We start from the raw sequence: 22,316 nt of genomic DNA on the forward strand, positions 1-22,316 counted from the left end.
GGCGGCGCCCACGCCGCTGACTTCCGCCAGCTCATCCAGGGTGCGCGGTTTGCGTTCCAGCATTCCAAACAGGGTAGTGTCATGGAAAATGACGTAGGGCGGCACGCCCTGTTTGTCAGCCAGCTCCTTGCGGCAGGCTCGAAGCGCCTCCCAGCCGGCCTTGTCGGTAATCTGTTCTGAGACCGGCGAACCCGACCGGCCGCCGTTTGCCCGGCCGGTTGTCTTCTTGATTTCCGGGTCCTTGCGCAGCTCAATGGTATGACGTCCTTTCAGCAGTGGCCGACACTGCTCGGTCAACTGGAGCGCACCATAGCCCTCCGGATCTGCACGGAGGTAACCATTGGCCACCAGTTGCCGGTAGACCGATTTCCACTCGTTGGCACTCAGTTCGGTTCCAATGCCGTAGGTTGACACCTGGTGGTGCCCGGATTGGAGAATCCGCTCGTTTTCCGAGCCTCGCAGAACATCAATCAGATAGGTAACGCCGAAACGCTGACCCGTTCGGAAAACGCAGGAAAGGGCTTTCTGGACGGCGACAGTTCCATCCCAGGTGTCCGGTGGATTCAGGCAGGTGTCGCAATTGCCGCAGGGTTGCTCAAGCTCGTCCCCGAAATAACGCAGCAGCACCTGACGCCGGCAACTGGTGACCTCACAAAGACCCAGCATCGCATCCAGCTTCTGCCGTTCCACGCGCTTGAAATGATCGTTACCCTGTGAGCTTTCCAGCATCTGGCGCAGTTTGATGACATCCTGCAGGCCATAAACCATCCAGGCCGTAGACGGCTTGCCGTCACGCCCGGCCCGACCGGTTTCCTGATAGTAGGCTTCAAGGCTCTTCGGCAGATCCAGATGGGCGACAAAGCGCACGTCCGGTTTATCGATACCCATGCCGAACGCGATGGTGGCAACAATAATCACCCCGTCTTCACGCAGGAACCGCTCCTGGTGATGGGCACGCTGTTCCGAGGACAGGCCTGCATGATAGGGCAGAGCGGTATAGCCTTTCTGGGCCAGGGTTTTCGCGGTGGCGTCGACCTTGTTCCGGGACAGGCAGTAAACGATGCCGCAGTCGCCCTCATGTTCGGCTTTAATAAAATCCAGTAACTGTTTGTTCGCGTTTATTTTTGGCGCTATACGGTACTGAATGTTGGGGCGATCGAAGCCACTGACGAAGTGTCTTGCCTCTGTCAGTGACAGTCGTTCTGCAATTTCCTTTCGGGTTCGCTCATCCGCGGTTGCGGTCAACGCGATGCGGGGTACGCCGGGAAACTGTTCTGCCAGCATGCTGAGCTGAAGGTAATCGGATCGGAAATCGTGACCCCATTGGGACACACAATGAGCCTCGTCGATAGCGAACAGCGAGATGGAGGCGTCATGCAGCAATTCGATGGTGCGCGGCTGTATCAGTCTTTCAGGGGCGCAGTACAGAAGGTCAAGCTCACCGGTCATGAGCGCGTATTCAGTCGCCCGGGCCTGCTCGAAATCCATGGTTGAATTCAGGAACGCAGCCCGGACCCCTAGCTCTTTCAATGCCGCAACCTGGTCCTGCATCAGGGCAATCAGAGGTGAAATTACGATCGCAGTGCCCGAGCGAACCAGCGCCGGCACCTGGTAGCAAAGAGATTTACCGCCGCCCGTCGGCATGAGCACAAGTGCATCGCGGCCTTCCGATACTTCCCGGATGATGTCACCCTGAAGCGGACGGAAGGATTCATAACCAAAGACTTCGTGCAGCACCTGTTCCGGATCACGGCCCGAGGTGGTTGGGCGCTCGGTGGAAAGCTGTTCGAAATCCTGATCAAGATACATAGAATAACCGGTTGCTCGGCTTGGAGCCGCTGTATTGATTCGGGTGGAGTGCCGGGTTCGGCGCAGTGGCGAATGATACCAGATTAACCCTGAGGATTGGCCAGCAAACCCACGGGCCGGGTGGAGGCAAACTAATCTAAGAAACGCTACAATACCGCGTTTTTGAACCACCGTTTCACGCCATACTGTGACAGACACTGATAACAACAGGGCTTCCATGCAGGAATTTGATGCCATCCGTCCCTATTCGGACGAAGAAACCGGCGCTGCTATCAACCGCCTGGTCAACGATCAGGAATTTCTGGATATGGTCGGTCGCTTCAAGTCACCGACTCTGGCCCGCTGGGCGCCGGCCATGTTGCGTGTGTTTACCCGTCGCTGGTTAAACAGCCATTTTGGTCACTACACACGAGTCGATGATCTCCAGGCCGGGCTTTCCAGCTACGTGGGTGAACTGGTTGAGAGCACAACCACGCGAGTAACGACCAGCGGGCTGGAGAACCTCGACAAGCGCGGCGCCTATCTGTTTATTTCGAACCATCGGGACATTGTTTTCGATCCCATGGTGGTGAACTACCAGCTGTTCCAGAATGGTTTCCATACCACCCGAATTGCGATTGGCGACAACCTGCTTGCCAACCGGGTGTTCGCTGAAATGATGCGACTGAACAAGAGCTTTGTAGTGCGACGCAGCATGACAAGCCCCCGCGAGATGCGTGATGCCTACATCACACTCTCCGGCTTTATCAACCACAGCATCGATACCAATCACAGCATATGGATTGCCCAACGCGAGGGCCGGGCGAAGGATGGGCTGGACTTTACCGACCCCGCCATCATCAAGATGTTCTATATGAGCCGCAAAAAAAGCGGGCTCGGGTTTGACGAAGCCATGAATCGGCTGCATGTGGTGCCAGTTTCCATTGCCTACGAGTACGATCCGTGCGATGCCGACAAAGCCCAGGAGCTGGAAACCCGGGCCCGGACCGGCCAGTACATCAAGCGAGAGGGTGAAGATACCGAACAGATCATGAAGGGACTGACCGGTTTCAAAGGGCACGTGCATGTGCACTTTGGTGCGCCCATCCATGATTCACCGGATAACCCGAAAGATCTGGCCGCCCGTATAGATCGGGAGATGCATGCAAACTATCACCTGCATGCCTCCAACCTGGTGGCTTATCAGCAGCGTGGTCTTCATCCCCAGGCCCACGATACGCCGGATACCGTCAGCGATTCAGTGGTTACTGCCGAAACCTGGTCACCGGCGGAAATGGAAGCTGCTGAAGCCGAGATGGAGCGGAGACTGGAAGCCTGCGATCCGGCCATCCGGCCTTATCTGCTGGATATGTATGCCAACCCAGTGGTTACCGCGCTCGAAGCCAATGCCGAGAAATCCGGCCATTCCGAATGAACCGGCACATAATTTTCAGACATGAGGTAAACCGTGCAGGATCTTCAGTACATTGAGATTGAAACCGGGGAAAACCCGACCGCAGCCGTCATCTGGCTTCATGGCCTTGGTGCGAGCGGCCACGACTTCGAGCCCGTAGTGCCGGAACTGGGCCTGCCGGAAGATACAGCGGTACGCTTCATCTTTCCCCATGCGCCCAATCTGCCTGTCACCATCAACGGTGGCATGTCCATGCCCGCCTGGTACGACATCAAGGCCATGGATATCGACCGTGTGGTGGATACGGAACAGTTGCGGGCGTCTGCCGATGCGGTCGCCAAACTGGTCGAGCAGCAAAAACACAAAGGCATCCCGCCGGAGCGTATTATCATCGCCGGATTCTCCCAAGGAGGCGCCGTTGCCTATGAACTGGGGCTCAGCTACCCGGAACGTTTTGGCGGTGTTCTGGCGCTTTCAACTTACTTCGCCACCGCGGACACGGTTGAGCGCTCTGAGGCCAATGCTGATGTGCCGATCAGCGTGTATCACGGAACCTTCGATCCGATGGTGCCGGAATCACTGGGTGTGCGCAGTGTCGAAACCCTGAAGGAGATGGGCTACGACCCTTCGTATCAGACATTCCCCATGGAACACAGTGTGTGCCTTGAGGAAATACAGGACATCGGCCGATTCATTCGCCGGCACCTGCTTTGAGGCACCGCCATGCCCTGGGTCAGACCCAGAGCATGGCGCCCATCTCCAACGGATGCGTCAGTGATTCGTGATAGGGGTACATCCTGAGCCTGAGAGTCTGCAAGCCGGGATAGGGGGGGTGCACGCGTGTAGAGAACACGGTTCGCCCCTCCGCTTCGCTTTCCTTATCCAGCAAGAAACTGTCGGGCCCCGGGCTGTTATGGGTGCCGGTGCATTCTGGGCTGACCAGGCACTCCACCCGCACATCCTCCGCTGACAGGCCATTGAGCCTTGCCTCGACTCTGAGTTCTACGCCGCCATCATGGGGGCAGGCAGCTTCGACGCAGCCAACCACGTTTAATTGCACTCCCGGCCAGGCATGCCTGACCCTTGCCTTCCAGTCTGCAAGTTCTTTGGCAACCTCGCCGTTGTCGGCCATCAGCAAAGCACCCTGGGTTGACGCCGGCTGGTAATAGTTATTGACGTAATCCATCACCATACGCCGGGCGTTAAACCTTGGTGTGATCGACTTCATCGAAGCCTTGGATCGCTGGACCCAGCCTTTCGAAAAGCCCTGGGAGGCGCGCTCGTAGTAGAGGGGAACCACTTCGAATTCGAGCAGATCGATCAGGTCCCGGGCCTCTTCCTCATTCCGGAATTCAGGGTCCAGTTCGGTATCCCTGGGAGGGATGCCCCAGCCATTTTTGCCGTCATAGCCTTCGCCCCACCAGCCGTCGAGCACGCTGAGATTAAGAGCGCCATTGAGGGCTGCTTTCTCGCCGGAGGTGCCACTGGCCTCTTTCGGGTATTCCGGTGTGTTCAGCCACACATCGACGCCACTGAGCAGCCTGCGGGCCATGGCCTGGTCATAGTCCTCCAGGAGAATCAGGTGCCCCATCAACGAAGGGTGCATGGAAAGGTCGTGGATTACCTTGATCAGTTGCTGACCGGGTTTGTCCTTGGGATGGGCCTTGCCGGCAAATACCAGCACCACCGGGCGGTCCGGATCGGTAAGGATGCTTTCGAGGCGTTCCAGGTCCGAGAAGATCAGCGTCGCGCGTTTGTAGGTGGCGAACCGCCTTGCAAACCCGATAACCAGCGTGTCTTTTTCCGAGGAAACAAGCTGCCGGGTCATCCTGTCAGTGACGGAATGGCCGGTGCCGTTGCGTTTATGCTGGCGCTTGAGCCGCTGGACAATGTATTCGCCCATTTGCTGTTTCAGGGCCTTGTGAACGCTCCAGTAGTGATAGTCCGGGATCTGGTCGATAAACTTCCAGAATTCCGGGTTCCGGAGTTCACTTTTCCACGTGGGCGCCTGTATATCGAACAGGCTGGACCATTCCGGCGCCAGAAACGTCGGTACGTGCACACCGTTGGTAATGTACCCGATAGGGTTTTCTGCCGACGGCACCTGGGGCCAGATATCGCCCTCCATCAACGAGGCGACACCACCGTGAATCCGGCTCACCCCGTTGTGGAAACGAGAGCCGCGCAGGCCCAGACTGGTCATGTTGAAACTGTCCCCACCGTCCTTCGAGCCCAGGGCAAACACCTGATCAAAATCCAGGGCAGATTCCTCGATATATCGCCCCAGGGCATGATGAACGAGGGAGCGGGGGAAGATGTCGTGGCCAGCCGGTACCGGCGTATGCGTTGTGAACAGCGTTGCGCCGGCAACGGCTTCAAGCGCGGCCTCGAAACTCAACCCGGAAACCATGGTGTGCCTGCAGCGTTCCAGAATCTGGAATGCGGCATGGCCCTCGTTGATATGCCAGACGGTCGGCTTTAGGTTCAGCGCCTCCACAACCCGGGTTCCACCAATGCCAAGCAGCATTTCCTGGCTGATCCGCGTGGACTCGTCGCCGCCGTAAAGCTGGAGCGTCAGATCCCGGTCTTCCGGGCCGTTTTCTTCGGTATTGCTGTCCAGCAGGTATAAGCGGATATGGCCTACGCGGGCTTCCCACACACGCGCCACAACATCACGCCCGGGGAAGGGGACGGAGACCTTGAGCCACTTGCCGTCTATCTCCACCGGTGAAATAGGTAATTCATCGCTGGAATGGGACTGGTAGCGCGCAATCTGCTGACCGTGGGCGTCGATACTCTGGATAAAGTAACCCTGCCGATACAACAGACCCACAGCGACAAAGGGCAGGGCCAGGTCACTGGCGGCCTTGCAATGGTCGCCGGCAAGGATGCCCAGGCCGCCGGAATAGATCGGAAAACTTTCGTGGAAGCCGAATTCGGCACAGAAGTAAGCCACAAGAGCCTGTTCCGGATCGAGCTTCTCCGTCACTTCCGGGCCGGGGCCAGCCTCGAGATAGGCATCGTAGCTGCTCAGGACCCGACGATACTCGGCCAGAAACGCCCGGTCTTCAGACGCTTCATCGAGTCGATCCTGGGCAACCCGCCGCAGGAAAAGCTTCGGGTTGTGCTCGACTTTCTGCCATAGCGGTAGGTCAATACGGACAAAAAGGCTTCGAACGCCGTGGTCCCAGCTGTAGAACAGGTCATTGGCAAGCTCTTCCAGTCGTTCCAGGGGTTCGGGAAGCAGGGGATGAGCTTCAAGTCGGAATTCCGTTGCTTTATGCATGTTGGTTGCCTCCAGGCGGGCAAGCGCTCGCACTAATCCAGCTGTTGTTGGTCACGTTCTTTGAGAATACGTTGATACAGATCGCCATAGGTGCGAGCCCGCTGCTTCCAGGAATAGTCGATCGCCATGCCGTTGTCCTGCAATCGCCGCCATTGCTTACGTTTTTCAAAAACCTGTAGCGCGCGGTTTACGGCAGCCAGTAACGAATCGGCATTGGCGCCGGTAAAAACGAATCCGGTGGCCTTGTCGATGCCAACCTCCTGAGGGTCCTGGACCGTGTCTGCCAGCCCGCCAACACCGTGCACCACCGGAATCGTGCCGTACCTGAGGCTGTACATCTGGTTGAGCCCACAGGGCTCGAATCTCGATGGCATCAGGAACAGGTCACATCCGGCCGTGATGCGATGGGAGAGCCCCTCGTTGTAGCCCAACGTGAGAGACATTTGCCCCGGCCATTGCCGGGCAAGGCGTTTCAGGGGCTCCTCGTAACTGGCTTCACCGGAACCAAGAACGACAAACTGGCAACCCTGTTCCAGCAGGCGCGGCATCACCGAAACCAGCCAGTCCACGCCTTTCTGTTCAACCAGTCGACCGATGAAGCCCAGTAGTGGACCGCCGTTTACCTCCAGCCCGAGCTCTTGCTGCAGGCCGGCCTGGCACTGCGCCTTGTTCTTCAAGTGATTCCGACCATAGTGAAAAGACAGTTCAGGGTCCTCCTCGGGATTCCAGACCCGGTTATCGATGCCGTTGAGAATGCCGGTGAGCGCGTCCTGGCGGTGTCGGAGCAAACCATCAAGTCCATTACCGAATTCCGGGGTCTGGATCTCGAGCGCATAGGTCGGGCTGACGGTGGTGATTCGGTCACTGAAAACGAGGCCGCCCTTGATGAACGAAAGCTGCCCGTAGAATTCAAGCTGCTCGAGGTTCCAGAGCGAATCAGGCAGAGCCAGGGCACGGAAAGTCTCGTGGGAGAAGAGTCCCTGGTAGGCGAGGTTATGGATGGTAAACACAGTGCCGGGCCTGTCGTGGTAGGCCTCTAGAAATACCGGTATCAGCCCGGTTTGCCAGTCGTTGCAGTGAACCAGATCCGGTCTCCAGGACAGGCCTGCCTCTCCCATGGCGATCATGGCGCCGACCTTTCCGAACAGCTCAAAGCGATGGGCATTGTCCCACCAGTCTTTGCCTTCCTCGTTCTTGTAGGGGTTGCCAGGGCGATCAAACAATGGCGGACAGTCCACTAGCCATAGCGTGACAGCGGTGCCGGGCAGTCGGGTCTGCCAGAGGCTCACATTGTATTGCCCCAGCTGAAACCGCGCCTTCCTTCGGGAGCCTGCCTTTCTTGCCGCTCTCAAAGCATCGGGATAGCCCGGTAGAAGTATCTGTACGTCGTATTCCAGGCGGCAGAGCGCTTCCGGCAAACTTGCAGAAACGTCGGCAAGACCGCCGGTTTTCATCAAGGGATAAACCTCACTGGTTGCAAACAGCACCCGGATCATAAAGCCGGCCTCAGAATGATCGCGCCCAGTGGTGGCAGGGTTAGTTCCACGGACCACTCACGGTTCATCCAGGGCTGGGCATCCGCAGGCATGGGGTAGGGATTTCCCAGATTACTCCCACCGTAATACTCTGAATCGGAATTAAAAATTTCCCGCCAGTTGCCACCTTCAGGCAGGCCGATCCGATAGTGGTGTCTGGGCATCGGTGTGAAATTAACGACAATCACCGAGGTTTCGCCCTTGGCGGTGCGCAGGAAACTGATCACTGACTGGGGGGAATCATGGCAGTCAATCCACTCGAAACCATCCGGCTTGAAGCAGGCGCCATGTAACGACACCTCCCGCCGGTAGATACCGTTCAGGTCCTGAACCAGCTTTTTAATACCCTGATGCTCCGGGTAGGCCAGTAGAGACCAGTCCAGTTCCCGGAATTCACTCCACTCCCGCCGCTGGCCGAACTCACCGCCCATGAAAAGAAGTTTGGCGCCCGGGTAACTGAACATGTAGGTAAAAAGCACCCTCAAGGTAGCTCTCTGTTGCCATTCGTCGCCGGTCATTTTGTTGATCAGGCTGCCTTTGCCATGAACCACTTCGTCGTGGGAAAGCGGGAGCAGGAAATTCTCCGAGAAGGCGTAGAGCAGCCCAAAGGTCAGCTTGTCGTGATGATACTGACGATACACCGGATCCTGTGCCAGATAGTCCAGGGTGTCGTGCATCCAGCCCATGTTCCATTTCAGGTTGAACCCGAGTCCGCCAATTTCCGGTGGCCGGGTTACACGTGGCCAGGAGGTCGATTCTTCCGCACAGACCAGCGTTCCGGGGAAGCGGCTTTGGCAGACCTGGTTCAATTCCCGCAGGAACTCAATGGCTTCGAGGTTTTCATGGCCTCCATGCACGTTGGGCTCCCATTCGCCTTCCTTGCGGGAGTAGTTGAGGTACAGCATGGAAGCCACCGCATCCACCCTGAGCCCGTCGATATGAAAGGCGTCCAGCCAGAACAAGGCACTGCCGATCAGGAAGTTCCGCACCTCATGCCGGCCATAGTTGTAGATGAGTGTGCCCCAGTCCTGATGGCGCCCTTTGCGGGGATCTTCATGTTCGTAAAGCGCGCTGCCATCAAAGCGGGCAAGGGCGTGTTCATCGGTCGGGAAATGTCCCGGTACCCAGTCCAGAATCACGCCGATGTTGTGCCGGTGGCATTGGTCCACCAGATAACGAAGATCGTCCGGCGTGCCGAACCGACTGGTGGGCGCGTAGTATCCGGTCGTCTGGTATCCCCAGGATTCATCCAGGGGGTGTTCCGTGACCGGCAACAGTTCAATGTGGGTGAAGCCCAGTTCGAGCACATAGGGAATGAGTTGGTCCGCCAGTTCCCGATAGGTCAGCCACCGACCCGAACCATGGTGGCGCCAGGAGGCGGCATGAACCTCGTAGATGGAGATAGGCGAATCCTGCCAGTTCCAGCGACCCCGCCGGGCCAGCCAGTCGCCATCGCCCCAGCCAAAATGGCCGCGCTCGGTGACTACAGCAGCGGTGGAGGGCCTGAGCTCGAAAGCCTGTCCGTAGGGATCGGTTTTCAGAATCTGCCGGCCTTTGTCCGTCGTGATGGCGAATTTATAGAGAACGCCGTTACCGATGCCCGGGATAAAGCAGGACCAAACCCCCGTGCCTTCATGCAACGACATGGGATGGATGCCCGCGTTCCATTCGTTAAAGTCACCGGCAACACTGACGGCGCTGGCGTGGGGGGCCCAGACTGCAAACCGGACACCTTCCACACCTCGGTTCCTGCAGACATGGGCACCGAGCACGTTGTAAATGTGCCAGTGGCGACCCTCGGCAAAAAGGTGGAGGTCGAATTCGCTGAGCGTTGGACTGTCCATAGACCGTGCTGTTCCTGACCAGATGAGGCGCTTTGAGCGTCCCTTCATTGGACGCGAAAGGGCCTGTTTAAAAAATGACCCAAAACAAGTTTACGTCATAATTCCGTGCTAGTGTTCTACTATAGTTTAGGGCGTCAAAAACGTGGCAAACCCTTGCGGTTAAACGACCGGTTACAGGGAAGGTTTTCTTCAGGGAAGCAGCTATGCAAACGGCCAAGCGTTTCGTCAGTCGTCTCACTCGTCAGACTCTTGCTCTGGTACTTGCCGGAGGGCGGGGATCCCGCCTCCACGATCTCACCAAATGGCGGGCCAAACCGGCGGTGCCCTTTGGCGGCAAGTTCCGGATTATCGATTTTCCACTCTCGAACTGCATCAACTCCGGCATCGGGCAGGTTGGTGTGATCACCCAGTACAAATCCCATTCCCTGATCCGCCATATCCAGCGGGGTTGGGGGTTTCTCCGGGGAGAACTGGATGAGTTCGTAGAGCTCTTACCTGCGCAACAACGGATCGAGACTTCCTGGTATGAGGGAACGGCAGACGCTGTGCTTCAAAACCTCGACATCATTCGCAGCCACCAGCCAGAGTATGTGCTGATTCTTGCGGGTGATCACGTGTACAAGATGGACTACGGCACTATGCTGGCCCATCACGTGGAGAATGATGCCGATATTACCGTGGGCTGTATTGAAGTACCTATCGATGAAGCCTCGGCATTCGGGGTGATGTCGGTAGATGACGAGTTGAGGGTCACCGAGTTCGTCGAGAAGCCCGAACAGCCCAAGCCAATGCCTGGCCAGCCCGGAAAGGCGCTGGCATCCATGGGCATCTATGTGTTCAGCACCCAGGTGCTCTTCGACGAGCTCATGCGCGACCAGCAGATGGATGGCGAATCGTCCCACGATTTCGGCAAGGACATTATTCCCTCCGTCATCAAGCGTTTGCGGGTGGTCGCCTTCCCGTTCCGTAATCCGGTTGAAAACAAGCCGGCCTATTGGCGCGATGTGGGCACCGTGGACGCACTCTGGCAGGCAAACCTGGAGCTGATCGGAATCAGCCCGGAGCTCAATCTCTATGATTCCCACTGGCCGATATGGACCTATCAGGAACAGCTGCCACCCGCAAAGTTTGTTTTCGATGATGACAATCGACGGGGCATGGCTGTGGACTCCATGGTGGCCGGCGGCTGTATTGTCTCCGGCGCTCTGGTGAAGCATTCCTTGTTGTTTTCGCAAGTTAAGATTCATTCATATAGTGAAATCTCGGATTCGGTCATCTACCCGGATGTCGAGATTGGCCGTCACTGCCACATCCGCAATGCCTTGATTGATCGTGGCTGCCGCATCCCCGAAGGGACGAGGATAGGTTTCGACGAGGCCGATGACCGGAAGCGTTTTCATGTATCGCCCAAAGGTATTGTGCTGATCACGCCCGAGATGCTCGGGCAGGATTATCCCCATGGCCTCTGACACCAAAACACCGGTTGTACTCTGCTGGCACATGCACCAGCCGTCTTATCAGGATATGCGCACTGATCAGTTCCTGTTTCCCTGGGTGTACCTTCATACCATCAAGGATTACAGCGACATGGCGGCGCATCTGGAAGCAAATCCGGACGCCAGGGCGGTAGTCAATTTTGCCCCGGTTCTGCTTGAGCAGATCGAGACCTACCTTATCCAGATTGAAAAATGGCGCCATGGCGCTGGCGAGATCGGCGATCCTTTGCTCGCAGCTCTGGTTGCAGAACAGTTGCCGGAAACCGGAACGCCTGCGTTTCTGGGATTGATCGAAAAGTCTCTGCGGGCCAACCGGGAACGGATCATCAATCGGTATCCGGCCTACGCGCAGTTGGCGGAGCTTGCAGAGGTTTACCGCAAAAAGCCCGAGCTGCAGAGATACATTTCAAGCCGGTTTCTTTCCGACTTGCTGGTTTGGTACCACCTTGGCTGGATGGGAGAAACCATCCGCAGAAGCAGCCATTGCATCCAGAGCCTTCAGGAGAAGGGCCACAACTTTTCGATGGATGACCGGAAGGCTCTTCTCGACGTGATTTTTGATGTGCTATCCGGCATCGGCCCAAGGTACCGGCATCTTGCGCAAAAAGGGCAGGTGGAGTTGTCTGTCAGCCCCTATACCCATGCCATGCTCCCTCTGTTGATCGACCTGGGTGCTGCCCGCGAGGCCATGCCGGATATTGCTTTGCCAGCACACAGCCATTACCCGGAGGGTGAAGCGCGCGCCGCATGGCAGCTCCAACAGGCTAGGACCGTTTTTCAGCGCTTCTTCGGTGTTGATCCCTCCGGCTGCTGGGCTTCCGAGGGTGGCCTTAGCCAGGCCACACTGGGCCTGCTGGATCAACATCAATTTCGATGGACTGCCAGCGGAGATTCTGTGGTGCACAACAGCCTCAATCTGGCCCGGCAGGACAACCCGGATTTGCCCGATGCCGGGATTCACCAGCCCTATACGTTCGGCGAATCGGATACCGCCGTCTTCTTCCGTGACGACGGTCTGTCGGATCTGATCGGTTTTACTTATGCAGACTGGCACGCCAGGGATGCCGTTGGCGACCTGGTGCATCACATGGAAAACATTGCGGGGCAGGCCAAGGGCAAGACGAAGCCGGTGATTTCCGTGATCATGGATGGCGAAAATGCCTGGGAGTATTACCCCGAGAACGGTTTTCACTTCCTCGACGAACTTTATCGGGTACTGGCAAACCACCCCCGGCTCAGATTGACCACTTATGCCGATCTGGTGGCGAACCCCGTAGCCGCGCCGGTTCGTTTGCCGCATCTTGTGGCCGGCAGCTGGATTTATGGCACGTTCTCCACCTGGATCGGTGACCCGGACAAGAACCGGGCCTGGGATCTGCTCTGTGAAGCCAAAACCCACTTCGACCGGGTGATGGACAACGGCAGCCTCAATTCGGAGCAGAAAGCAGCCGCCATGCAGCAACTGGCTATCTGCGAAGGGTCCGACTGGTTCTGGTGGTTTGGTGACTATAACCCGGCCCAGATCGTCAGCGACTTTGAGCATCTGTATCGCCGTCACCTCGTCAACCTCTATGAAATGATCGGCTACCCGGCGCCGCCATCCGTGTTTCAGAAGCTCAGCCAGGGCAGCGGGGAACCAGCTCGCGGCGGCACCATGCGGCCGGGCCATGAGGCGGACCATCCTGCATGACTTCAGCGAACGACAAGGATCTGTTCAGTGCCCGAAGGGCCGGTGTGCTGCTTCACCCGACCTGCCTGCCCGGAAGCCTCGGTGTTCTGGGCGCCGGCGCCCGCCGGTTCGTCGATTTTCTGGCCGACAGTGGCATCACCATCTGGCAGACACTGCCTATTGGACCAACCCACCAGGATCTTTCACCGTACCAGTCCCTGAGTGCCCACGCGGGCAACCAGGATTTTATTGACCTCGCTGAACTGCTGCAGACCGGACTGCTGGCCGATGCTGAACTGGCCCAGCCCATCGCCGAATCCCGCCAGCAGCTGCTGGCCATCGCCGCCCAACGGTTTTACGAGGGCCATGCCACAGGCCGGAAGGGCCTTGATCTGGCCGGATTTGAAGCTTTCCGGGCAAGAAATGATTACTGGCTGGATGATTTCTGTCTGTTCTGCGCAATCCGGGAGGTTCAGGAGTCGCCAGGCTGGCTCCAGTGGCCAGAGCACTTGAGGGATCGGGAGCCGGCTGCCTTGCAGGCCTTTGTCGACCAGAACCAGGCCAGACTGGCTCGCATCAGGTTTGAGCAGTTCCTGTTCAACCACCAGTGGCAGGCACTCAGGGACTATGCACGAAGCCGCAATGTTTTGCTGTTTGGTGATATCCCCATATTTGTCGCTCAAGACAGCGCCGATGTCTGGGCCAACCGACAGTTCTTCAAACTGGACGCCCGGGGCGAACCTACTGTGGTTGCCGGTGTGCCGCCGGACTATTTTTCCGAGGAAGGTCAGCACTGGGGTAATCCACTCTACAACTGGCAGATCATGGCGGAAGATGGCTACCAGTGGTGGCTTCAACGGCTCGAAAGCCAGCGCCATCTGTTCGATCTGATCCGGATAGACCATTTTCGGGGGCTTCAGGCCTATTGGGAGATCCCGGCTGAGGCCCCTCAGCCACGAAACGGCTATTGGGTTCCCGGCCCCTCTGACCATTTTCTACAGGCCTGCTTCGACCGCTTCCCGGATTTACCCCTGGTGGCCGAAAATCTCGGCATCATCAGCGACGATGTGGAAGAACTTCGTCATCGCTTCCGACTGCCAGGGATGACGGTGATGCAATTTGGCTTCGACGGCAGCCCAAACAATCCGCATCTGCTTCACAACCACCAGCCCCGGGATCTTGTCTACACCGGGACCCACGATAACGATACAACACTGGGGTGGTACCGCAGCCTGGATGACCGTACCCGGCACTATGTGAACGATTATCTGGCCATCAGTGGTGATGGGATGCCATGGCCGGTAATTGAAGCGGCGTTCCGCTCGGTCTGCTCAGTGGCCGTGGTGCCTATGCAGGATTTCCTCGGTCTTGGAACCGAGGCAAGGTTCAATACGCCGGGCACCATTACAAATAACTGGACATGGCAACTGGACTGGAATTTTCCCGAGAAAGACTTGTCGAAAATAATCGCTGAATCGGTAAAACGACATGGGCGCCTTCCTCCGGTCTGAGCATTTTTTGATCAGCATCAAAGAGGCGGGCCCCAACCTTCGATATAACACACAAGCAGTATCAACAATTGGCGTTCAAGATGAGTCACGAGGGGGGAACATGGAACACAGACTCAGTAAACGCGTACAGGGAAAGCTTGGGCTGTTGGTATACAAGCGCGGGATGCCGGTTGCGACCGGTCAGATTCGCGATGCCTCCAAACGTGGTCTGTTCATTGCCACGGACTACACTGACGTTCAGTTAAACCAGACTGTGGAACTGGAGTTCCGTTTTCCGGATACCCAGGAAAAGCGGTTCCGTCGGCTGAAGGCCCATGTTGTGCGGAAGTCAGACCGCGGCCTTGGTGTCGACTTCGAAGGCGTCGAGAACGACAGTTTTACAATCTCTTCACTCATTAACTGGCTGAAAAGCCACCACATGCCAGTCAATTATTTTCCTGTTCGCCGTAAACAAGCATAGTTCGCCCCGAACAAGGATAGAAAGTGCCCAAGGAGCTCGAATTTGACCCTGGCAGCCTATACCCCGCGGTCCTTGCCGGAATCCCTGAACGGATTGTTCCAGTTGGCGCTGGACCTTCGGTGGACCTGGCATCACGGTACCGATGAGCTCTGGCGCGCTCTTGATTCGGACATCTGGGACACCACGCGGAACGCGTGGCTGGTTTTGAACAGCGTGTCCGGGGAGCGGCTGGAAGAACTGGCCGCAGACCCCGACTTTCAGCAACGCTACCGTGAGCAGATTCATGCTCACCAGGCTTTTACAGAGGCTGACACCTGGTATTCGACCGATTGTCCGGGCGATCTGGGCGAGGGCGTTGCCTATTTCTGCATGGAATATGGTCTGAGCGAATCGCTGCCGCTATACAGCGGTGGTCTGGGCGTCCTGGCCGGCGATTTTCTGAAGGCGTCCAGCGATCTGGGTGCACCAGTCATGGCGGTAGGTCTGCTGTACCAGCAGGGCTACTTTCGCCAGGCCATCAGCACCGATGGCGAACAGCTGGAGTTCTACCCATACAACGACCCCACCATGCTGCCCGTCTCGCCCCTGCGGGACGCTGACGACCAGTGGGTGAGGGTGATTGTGCCTTTCCCGGGACGACACGTGCGCCTTCGGGCCTGGAAAGCCCAGGTGGGCCGATGCGAGCTTTTGCTGCTCGATAGCAATGACCCCCGAAACGAACCGGGCGACCGCGGTATTACCAGCGAACTCTATACCGGTGACCCGGAAAAGCGCCTGCAGCAGGAAATGGTATTGGGCATCGGTGGCTGGCGCCTGCTGGAACAACTTGGGAAATCCCCGTCACTCTGCCATCTGAATGAGGGCCACTGTGCCCTGGCGCTCATAGAGAGGGCCTTCAGCTGGCAGGACGACCATGAAAGTGATTTCCAGACAGCTCGAACCGCAACCAGGGCGACCAATCTGTTTACCACGCACACCTCGGTGGCGTCCGGCTTTGATCATTTCTCCCGATCGCTATTGCGACTGTATCTGACACCCTGGCTCGAAGGCCGCGACCTGAATGTCGATCAATTGCTGGCATTGGGAAGCCAGCCCTCAAACGCAGACAATCAGTCGACTGACCTTAAACTCAATATGGCCTTGCTGGCCCTCAATATGTGTGGTCGGTTCAACGGTGTCAGCCGCATCCACCAGAAGGTCACCCAGACCATTTTCCAACCTTTCTTCCCGCGCTGGCCAGCCGAAGACATTCCGGCGGACTACGTGACCAATGGCATCCACACGCCGAGCTGGGATTCTCCGGAATCCGACGCCATCTGGACCCGGGCCTGTGGCAAGGATCGCTGGCGCAGGCCTCTCCAGAGCACCTGCCCGATGACAAACATCGCCGACGAAGAATTATGGGAAATGAGGCGCCTGGAGCGCGCAAGGCTGATTACCTACCTCCGGCGAAGGCTTGCAAGCCAGCATTGCGAACAAAACCCCGGAAACAACCATGAAGCCGCGTGTGGCCTTTTGTTGGACCATGAAACCCTCACGTTGGGCTTTGCCCGCCGGTTTACGGAATACAAGCGACCAGATCTCCTGCTCAAGGATCAGGAGCGCCTGCTCAAACTGCTTGCCAGCCGCGATCGCCCGATTCAGATTGTGCTTGCAGGCAAGGCCCACCCCTACGATCTCCCGGGGAAAGACATCATCCGGCGATGGAAAGCCTTCTCCCGGCGACCGGATGTCGAGGGCAAGGTGGTGTTTATTGAAGACTACGATCTGGGCGTGGCCAACCAGCTTATCCAGGGCGTGGATGTGTGGCTCAATTGTCCGAGACACCCTTGGGAAGCCTGCGGCACCAGTGGCATGAAGGTACTCGTGAACGGGGGACTGAACCTGTCACAGTACGATGGCTGGTGGGCGGAGGCCTGGAACCCGGATGTGGGCTGGGCTATTCGACCTGGCGCTACGTTTGACGAGCTAAGCGGGTCAAACAATCACGACCACGATCTCTCAGACATGGAACAGCTGTTTGATCTGTTGGAGAACGAGGTAATTCCCGGGTTCTATGACGTCGACAGCGAAGGTATTCCCCGGAACTGGGTTGGACGTATGCGCGCAAGCATGGATCAACTGACGGCGGCCTATTCTGCCAACCGGATGGTGCGGGAATACGTAGAGCAGTTCTATCTCCCCATGGCAGAAATGGGGAGCCGGCGCAGCTCCGAGACTGCAAGGGAGTTAATTGGTGAATACGGAGAAATCTCCAGGCACTGGTCCCGGTTGCGTTTCAACAGCTTCAATACAAGCGAAGATTCGGGTAGCCAGACTTTCACCGTGGAAGTCTATCTGGATGGAATTGACGAGCAGCGGATTGCAGTAGAGCTTGTTGCAGAGGATTCCGAGCATGGCCCAAGAACCATTACGGCCATGCAGATGAAACATCCGCTGGGTGGTTCCCCTCATACCTATCTTTATGAATGCACAGTGCCTCCACGCCCCGAAGGACACTACACGCCGCGCCTGCGAGTGCGGGATGAACGCCTGAACCTTCCCCTGGAAAACCCCGCCATACTCTGGCTCAGGTAGGCCTCAGCTGCGCCAGAATGCCGGCGATAGAACGATCACCACGCTCAGTATCTCCAGACGCCCCATCAGCATACCCACAGACAGTACCCATTTTGCCGCATCGGGAAGCGGCCCGAAATTACCCGCAGGGCCGATTATGTCCCCAAGGCCGGGGCCGACATTGGTCAGCGAGGTGAGGGCGCCGGACAGTGCCGTGACAAAGTCCAGCTGCATGGCGGCCAGGGCAACCGTGATCAGCAAAAGACAGAGCAGGAAGATAAACGTGTAGGCGATCATCGACGAGATAATCTCATCACTCACGGCCCGGCCATTGTAATTACGGGTAAGAACCGCACGAGGGTGCAGCAGGCGCATCAACTGCTCACGCAGGATGATCAGGGAAAGCTGGAACCGGAAGATTTTCATGCCGCCGGCCGTGGAACCAGAGCAGCCGCCCACGAACATCAGGAAAAAGAACAGCACGAACGCCAGAGGGCCCCAGGCCGAATAATCTTCGGAGGCATAGCCGGTGGTGGTTACCACAGAAGTGACGTTAAACAGGGTAGAGGCATAGTTATGGATGGGATCGAAGGGGACCGGTGACACCATCCAGCGGTAAAGAGTTAGAAGCAGCGGTACGAAAAACAGGATAGCGAGAAACAATCGCACCTGCTGATCCCGGAAAAGAACGCCGTGTTGGCCATGCATTTCACGCACGAAAAGGAAGAAGGGCAAGCTGCCGATAATCATGAAAAATGTGGCTTCCATGAGGATCAGATCATTGAACTTGCCCATGGACAGATCCGAGGTGGAAAAGCCACCGGTGGCGATGCTGGTAAGACCATGGTTGAAGGCATCGAAGAGCGTCATGCCAGAAAACCAGTAGGTAACCACCGCAATGATCGAAAACGCCAGATAAACCACCAGCAAGCCACGGCTGAGTGTTTTCATCCTTGGCAGAGCCTTGTCGGTCCATTCCGAAGACTCGGTGGCGAACAGCCGCATGCCGCCGACCCGCAGAAACGGGAGTACCGCAACGAACATACCGATAATTCCGATACCACCAATCCATTGCAGAATGGACCGCCAGATCAAAAGATCCCTGTCCATATCATCGAGGCCGCTGAGCACCGTTGCCCCGGTGGTGGTAATCCCCGAGGTGCCCTCGAAAAAGGCGTCTGCGGCAGAAATGCCCAGGTCACTCAGATAGAAAGGAAGCGATGAAAACAGGGCAATAATGAACCACGAAGATACCGTGAGTACGAACATGTACCTGGGCTTCAGATCTCTCGGTTTGCGGTAGGTGGCGGCCATTCCCAGTATACCGAGCCCCCAGACAATGGCGGCCGATTCTGCAAACGCCATGGCGTTCGGCGCTTCAGAGCCCGCAAGCAGGATGACAGGCAATGTCATGAAAATGCTCAAAAGCACGAACATGACGCTGACAATGAAAATGACGGGGTAGAGATTTCTCAATGGATGCTCGAGCCAGCTGATACCGGGAGACGGCGTCAGAATACCTGTGGGGTCGGCCTTCCGCAAGGTAACACCGCGCGGATGCTGAAATTACCGGCGAATTAAATCGGTGTAAATAACGCGTAAATGCGGATCTTTCTGATGGCAAAACGCGTCAGTCTGGTGCAAGTTCAGCGATGTACACCGAACAATTCGGTTAAGGAGATAAAAAATGAAACACGTACGTTCAATTGCCGTTATCTTTGCCACCGGTATGGCTGCTGCAGGAGCCGCATCCGCCCAGGATATGTACAAGTCTGGCGTTGGCGGGCTCTACACAGGCCTGAACTACACTTTCATGAACCTTGAGAGCGGTAACGCGGATGCCGACGTAGGCACGCTGTCTGCCAAAGTTGGCGTGATGGCGACGCCGTATCTGGGCATCGAAGCGCGGGGCGGTTTTGGCGTGGATGACGACCGCATCGGCGGAGTCGATTATTCACTGGATAACTTCTTCGGCGGCTACGCCACGTTCAATCTGGCCAACGAATCACCCATTACGCCGTACGCTATCCTCGGTTTCACCCGGGTCGAAATCGAAGCTTCTTCGTTTCTGGGCACTGCCACCGAGGATGAAACGGACGTGTCCTACGGCATCGGCATGAATATGGAATTTGCGCCGAACCTGTCCGGCAACCTTGAATACATGCGTTATTATGAAGACAGTAATGCCGAAGTCGATGGTCTGGGCGTCGGTATTCAATTCAACTTCTGAAACCAGGCCACCGGGGAGACTGTTTGAACCATCTGGCTCATGTATTTCTCGCGCCGGACTCACCTGAAGCTCGGGTGGGGAGCATCCTCGGTGACTTTACCCGGGGCGTCGATCTCTCGACGCTGCCGGACCCGGTGAAGCAGGGCGTCCGCCACCATCGGGCGGTCGACAGCTTCACCGACCAGCACCCCGACGTACTTGCCAGCAAACAGGTCTTCTCCCGTCAACGTCGTCGATTTGCCGGCGTTGCGCTCGATATTCTCTATGACCATTTTCTTCTCAAACACTGGGACCGGTTCAGTGAAATTGAGCAAGAGGCGTTTATTCGCGGTATATACAACGAGTTGCAGCAGAAAGAACATCTAATGCCGGAAAAAATGGCCAGAGTTACCCGAATGATGGTGTGGAACGACTGGTTCGGGGCCTACCAGGACCTTGAAAACATCGGGAAGGCACTGGACCGCGTTGCGGGGCGCATACGGTTCAGAAATGATTTCGCTGGCATGATCACGGAAATCCGCGCAAACCACGAAGAACTGGAGCACAATTTTTTATCATTTTTCCCGGATTTACAGGAATTTGCAGGAGGTATTGAATGAGGTTTGTTATTAGGGCGTTGTTGGCTATGGCATTGGTTTTTCCATCAGCGATGGCAGTTTCTGCGGAGGCCGATGCCAACAATAACCAGCAGCGACCGCCGGAAACCCTTGGCTATGTTGAATGGGTAGTCATGAAAGATACCAACCTGAGGCTTAAGGCGCGACTCGATACAGGCGCCAAAACGTCGTCTCTGCACGCGGTCAACATCGAGGGCTTTGAGCGCGACGGAGAGGAGTGGGTCAGTTTCCAGATTCCACTGGGTGACCACGAGGACCAGCCGACCGAGGGCGAACTGGACCATGACGACGTCATTCTGGAGTTCGAGCGGCCGGTCGAGCGAACAGTTCTGATTAAACGAAAAGGCGCGCCATCCCAGAAGCGATATGTGGTCATGATGGACTTCTGCATTGCCGGAACCACCCATACCACGCAGTTTTCACTGACAGACCGCGGCAAGTTCTCCTATCCGGCGCTGCTGGGTCGCCGATTCATGCGCGATGACAACATCCTGATTGATTCGGCAGACTCGTTTATGGCTGAAAAAGAGTGTGAGTACATAACGCTGGAAGAGCTGGCAAAGAGGCATGCCGAGAATGTGGTAGAGGAAACCGACACGGACTCTTAACCACAGGAACTGGGATCTTCATCCCAGTTCACCAGTTTTTCTTCCAGTATTGCGGCCGCCGCAGAGGAACTGTGGGCATTCAGGGCATTTTCAATAATCTCCTGATAGCGGCCGCTTTCACGCAGATTGGCCAATCCCCGATCAAATGTCCGCTTGAGGCGGCCCGCCTCCGGGTCGTCACGAGAAAACGGGAGATGGTAGAGAGCACTTCTAAGCGGCCTTGGATGGAACTCCAGCCGGGCTCCCGCTTCTGGCCCCAGGTGATGGGCAATCATCGCTTCACCAACCACCGGATCCATGGGAAAAAGATCGATCCGCTCAAGCAACAGCTTCCGGAAATTGGCAATGTCGGACGTGGTGACATCGGAACTTACCAGACCACTGTCGATAGCATCGCTGAGTGTCTGTCCGTAGCTGTAATCCTGCGTAAGTCCGACAGTCTTCCCACTGAGATCTGGCAATGCATCCCAATCGAATGGCATTTCCTGCCGATGATAAAACACATATTGATAGGGCAAAATTGGCGCGGAATAGAGAAACTCGCGTTTTCTTTCCGCCGTGCATGACCAGACCGCCGACGCCTGGTATTTCTTGGACTTCACCAGGGCCAGGGCTCGGGACCAGGGAAAGAAAGAAAACTCCACGCGTATGTCTTCGCTGTCAAAAGCCTCGCGAATAATCTGCGCCAGAAAACCACCGTGCGGACTTTCCTTATCCAGGTAGGGAGGCCACTGGCCGGTGGTGACTCGGATGATTTCCTGATTAGCTGCCGCAGGACTTATCGGCATCAGGGAGAATAACATGGAAAACAGAAACAGCCGGTACCACTTCATTAATGAACACCTGAAAGCCGGATAGGTGAGTTGGGTGCGCACAGAGTGTAACGACTGTATTGATGTGAGCTTGAGTGTTGCTATACTAGATTTAACATAATATACATTATACGCACTTTGATGCTGGGGATTGAATACTGTTTTGTGCGTTTGGTGGACGACCACAGTAAGTACTAAAACTTTTAACAGTAAGTGCTAAATTTCCACGGTGAGTACTACTAAGTCTAACTTTCTGATTTGCAGCGTTTTTGTCCATGCTGGCTCTGACCTCGTCAGCGCTGGAGGCGCCAAGCGCGAATCCCCAAAAACACATGAAACTGTAGTCGCCAAAACCAAGACGCTGTTTTTGAGAATACGCATGCTCAACCCCCTGTTGATCGCCAGTGTTCTGTTAAGAACGGTGCCCCGGTCTAAAAGGTTCAAATGGATATGGCTAAGCGCGAGATTCCACCCTATATTTGTAGCAATG

General features: G+C 56.5%; 16 protein-coding genes. 10 read left to right on the forward strand and 6 right to left on the reverse strand.

What is annotated here, in order from left to right; genetic code table 11:
* A partial coding sequence (gene recQ / locus KYE_RS01420; protein ID WP_008169691.1) for a DNA helicase RecQ occupies positions 1–1,809 on the reverse strand: 1,809 nt, incomplete at its 3' end.
* Between the two features lie 217 nt (positions 1,810–2,026).
* On the opposite strand from recQ, the gene KYE_RS01425 reads away from it, so the two are divergent.
* Both KYE_RS01425 and KYE_RS01430 read left to right on the forward strand, forming a co-directional pair.
* Entirely contained in the window at positions 2,027–3,223 is a 1,197-nt protein-coding gene (locus KYE_RS01425; protein ID WP_008169692.1) for a lysophospholipid acyltransferase family protein, read from the forward strand.
* Positions 3,224–3,256: 33 nt separating this feature from the next.
* The gene (locus tag KYE_RS01430; protein WP_008169693.1) at positions 3,257–3,916 is read left to right on the forward strand and encodes an alpha/beta hydrolase; all 660 of its coding nucleotides are present in this window, start codon (positions 3,257–3,259) and stop codon (positions 3,914–3,916) included.
* A 19-nt stretch (positions 3,917–3,935) separates the two neighbouring features.
* On the opposite strand, the gene glgP (KYE_RS01435) is transcribed toward KYE_RS01430, so the two are convergent.
* The 3 genes from glgP (KYE_RS01435) to glgB are packed head-to-tail and all read right to left on the reverse strand — an operon-like array spanning position 3,936 to position 9,867.
* Positions 3,936–6,488, reverse strand: a complete 2,553-nt coding sequence (glgP, locus tag KYE_RS01435; RefSeq protein WP_193364064.1) for an alpha-glucan family phosphorylase — start codon at positions 6,486–6,488, stop codon at positions 3,936–3,938.
* A 32-nt stretch (positions 6,489–6,520) separates the two neighbouring features.
* A complete protein-coding gene (gene glgA, locus KYE_RS01440) occupies positions 6,521–7,984 on the reverse strand; it encodes a glycogen synthase GlgA (protein ID WP_008169697.1) in 1,464 nt (487 codons plus the stop codon).
* Positions 7,981–9,867 (reverse strand): 1,4-alpha-glucan branching protein GlgB, encoded by a 1,887-nt coding sequence (gene glgB, locus KYE_RS01445; RefSeq protein WP_008169699.1) that lies wholly within the window; start codon positions 9,865–9,867, stop codon positions 7,981–7,983. The genes glgA and glgB overlap by 4 nt, the downstream gene beginning before the upstream one ends.
* 203 nt (positions 9,868–10,070) lie before the next feature.
* Between glgB and glgC the strand changes: the two genes are divergently transcribed.
* The 5 genes from glgC (at position 10,071) to glgP (KYE_RS01470) (ending at position 17,580) form a co-directional block, all read left to right on the forward strand.
* The gene (gene glgC / locus KYE_RS01450; protein ID WP_008169701.1) at positions 10,071–11,336 is read left to right on the forward strand and encodes a glucose-1-phosphate adenylyltransferase; all 1,266 of its coding nucleotides are present in this window, start codon (positions 10,071–10,073) and stop codon (positions 11,334–11,336) included.
* Entirely contained in the window at positions 11,326–13,053 is a 1,728-nt protein-coding gene (locus KYE_RS01455; RefSeq protein WP_008169703.1) for a glycoside hydrolase family 57 protein, read from the forward strand. The genes glgC and KYE_RS01455 overlap by 11 nt, the downstream gene beginning before the upstream one ends.
* Positions 13,050–14,543 carry a 4-alpha-glucanotransferase gene (gene malQ / locus KYE_RS01460; protein ID WP_008169705.1) on the forward strand — a complete coding sequence of 498 codons (1,494 nt, stop codon included), beginning with the start codon at positions 13,050–13,052 and terminating at the stop codon, positions 14,541–14,543. The genes KYE_RS01455 and malQ overlap by 4 nt, the downstream gene beginning before the upstream one ends.
* 100 nt (positions 14,544–14,643) lie before the next feature.
* Positions 14,644–15,003: a PilZ domain-containing protein gene (locus KYE_RS01465; protein ID WP_039881769.1), complete on the forward strand. Its 360-nt coding sequence runs from the start codon at positions 14,644–14,646 to the stop codon at positions 15,001–15,003.
* Between the two features lie 42 nt (positions 15,004–15,045).
* The gene (gene glgP, locus KYE_RS01470; RefSeq protein ID WP_008169709.1) at positions 15,046–17,580 is read left to right on the forward strand and encodes an alpha-glucan family phosphorylase; all 2,535 of its coding nucleotides are present in this window, start codon (positions 15,046–15,048) and stop codon (positions 17,578–17,580) included.
* 3 nt (positions 17,581–17,583) lie between these two features.
* Here glgP (KYE_RS01470) and KYE_RS01475 read toward each other — a convergent pair whose 3' ends face one another.
* Complete coding sequence (locus KYE_RS01475) at positions 17,584–18,996, reverse strand: TrkH family potassium uptake protein (protein ID WP_169702211.1); 1,413 nt, start codon at positions 18,994–18,996, stop codon at positions 17,584–17,586.
* Between the two features lie 250 nt (positions 18,997–19,246).
* Between KYE_RS01475 and KYE_RS01480 the strand changes: the two genes are divergently transcribed.
* From KYE_RS01480 to KYE_RS01490, 3 genes are read left to right on the forward strand one after another with little or no spacing between them, the layout of a single operon-like run.
* Complete coding sequence (locus KYE_RS01480; RefSeq protein WP_008169714.1) at positions 19,247–19,789, forward strand: porin family protein; 543 nt, start codon at positions 19,247–19,249, stop codon at positions 19,787–19,789.
* A gap of 23 nt (positions 19,790–19,812) precedes the next feature.
* On the forward strand, positions 19,813–20,388 hold the full coding sequence (locus KYE_RS01485) for an ACP phosphodiesterase (RefSeq protein ID WP_008169716.1): 576 nt from the start codon (positions 19,813–19,815) through the stop codon (positions 20,386–20,388).
* The gene (locus KYE_RS01490; RefSeq protein ID WP_008169718.1) at positions 20,385–21,014 is read left to right on the forward strand and encodes an ATP-dependent zinc protease; all 630 of its coding nucleotides are present in this window, start codon (positions 20,385–20,387) and stop codon (positions 21,012–21,014) included. The genes KYE_RS01485 and KYE_RS01490 overlap by 4 nt, the downstream gene beginning before the upstream one ends.
* Here KYE_RS01490 and KYE_RS01495 read toward each other — a convergent pair.
* Positions 21,011–21,847 carry a substrate-binding periplasmic protein gene (locus KYE_RS01495; protein ID WP_008169721.1) on the reverse strand — a complete coding sequence of 279 codons (837 nt, stop codon included), beginning with the start codon at positions 21,845–21,847 and terminating at the stop codon, positions 21,011–21,013. The two genes, KYE_RS01490 and KYE_RS01495, sit on opposite strands and share 4 nt — an antisense overlap.
* Positions 21,848–22,316 lie beyond the last annotated feature (469 nt).

It is taken from the genome of Marinobacter manganoxydans MnI7-9 (assembly GCF_000235625.1).
Classification (GTDB): domain Bacteria; phylum Pseudomonadota; class Gammaproteobacteria; order Pseudomonadales; family Oleiphilaceae; genus Marinobacter; species Marinobacter manganoxydans.

Coding starts and splice junctions, on each gene's coding strand:
- KYE_RS01425 (WP_008169692.1), top strand. CDS start 2,027: ATGCAGGAATTTGATGCCATCCGTCCCTATTCGGACGAAGAAACCGGC.
- glgP (WP_193364064.1), bottom strand. CDS start 6,488: ATGCATAAAGCAACGGAATTCCGACTTGAAGCTCATCCCCTGCTTCCC.
- glgA (WP_008169697.1), bottom strand. CDS start 7,984: ATGATCCGGGTGCTGTTTGCAACCAGTGAGGTTTATCCCTTGATGAAA.
- glgB (WP_008169699.1), bottom strand. CDS start 9,867: ATGGACAGTCCAACGCTCAGCGAATTCGACCTCCACCTTTTTGCCGAG.
- glgC (WP_008169701.1), top strand. CDS start 10,071: ATGCAAACGGCCAAGCGTTTCGTCAGTCGTCTCACTCGTCAGACTCTT.
- KYE_RS01455 (WP_008169703.1), top strand. CDS start 11,326: ATGGCCTCTGACACCAAAACACCGGTTGTACTCTGCTGGCACATGCAC.
- malQ (WP_008169705.1), top strand. CDS start 13,050: ATGACTTCAGCGAACGACAAGGATCTGTTCAGTGCCCGAAGGGCCGGT.
- KYE_RS01465 (WP_039881769.1), top strand. CDS start 14,644: ATGGAACACAGACTCAGTAAACGCGTACAGGGAAAGCTTGGGCTGTTG.
- KYE_RS01475 (WP_169702211.1), bottom strand. CDS start 18,996: ATGTTCGTGCTTTTGAGCATTTTCATGACATTGCCTGTCATCCTGCTT.
- KYE_RS01480 (WP_008169714.1), top strand. CDS start 19,247: ATGAAACACGTACGTTCAATTGCCGTTATCTTTGCCACCGGTATGGCT.
- KYE_RS01490 (WP_008169718.1), top strand. CDS start 20,385: ATGAGGTTTGTTATTAGGGCGTTGTTGGCTATGGCATTGGTTTTTCCA.
- KYE_RS01495 (WP_008169721.1), bottom strand. CDS start 21,847: ATGAAGTGGTACCGGCTGTTTCTGTTTTCCATGTTATTCTCCCTGATG.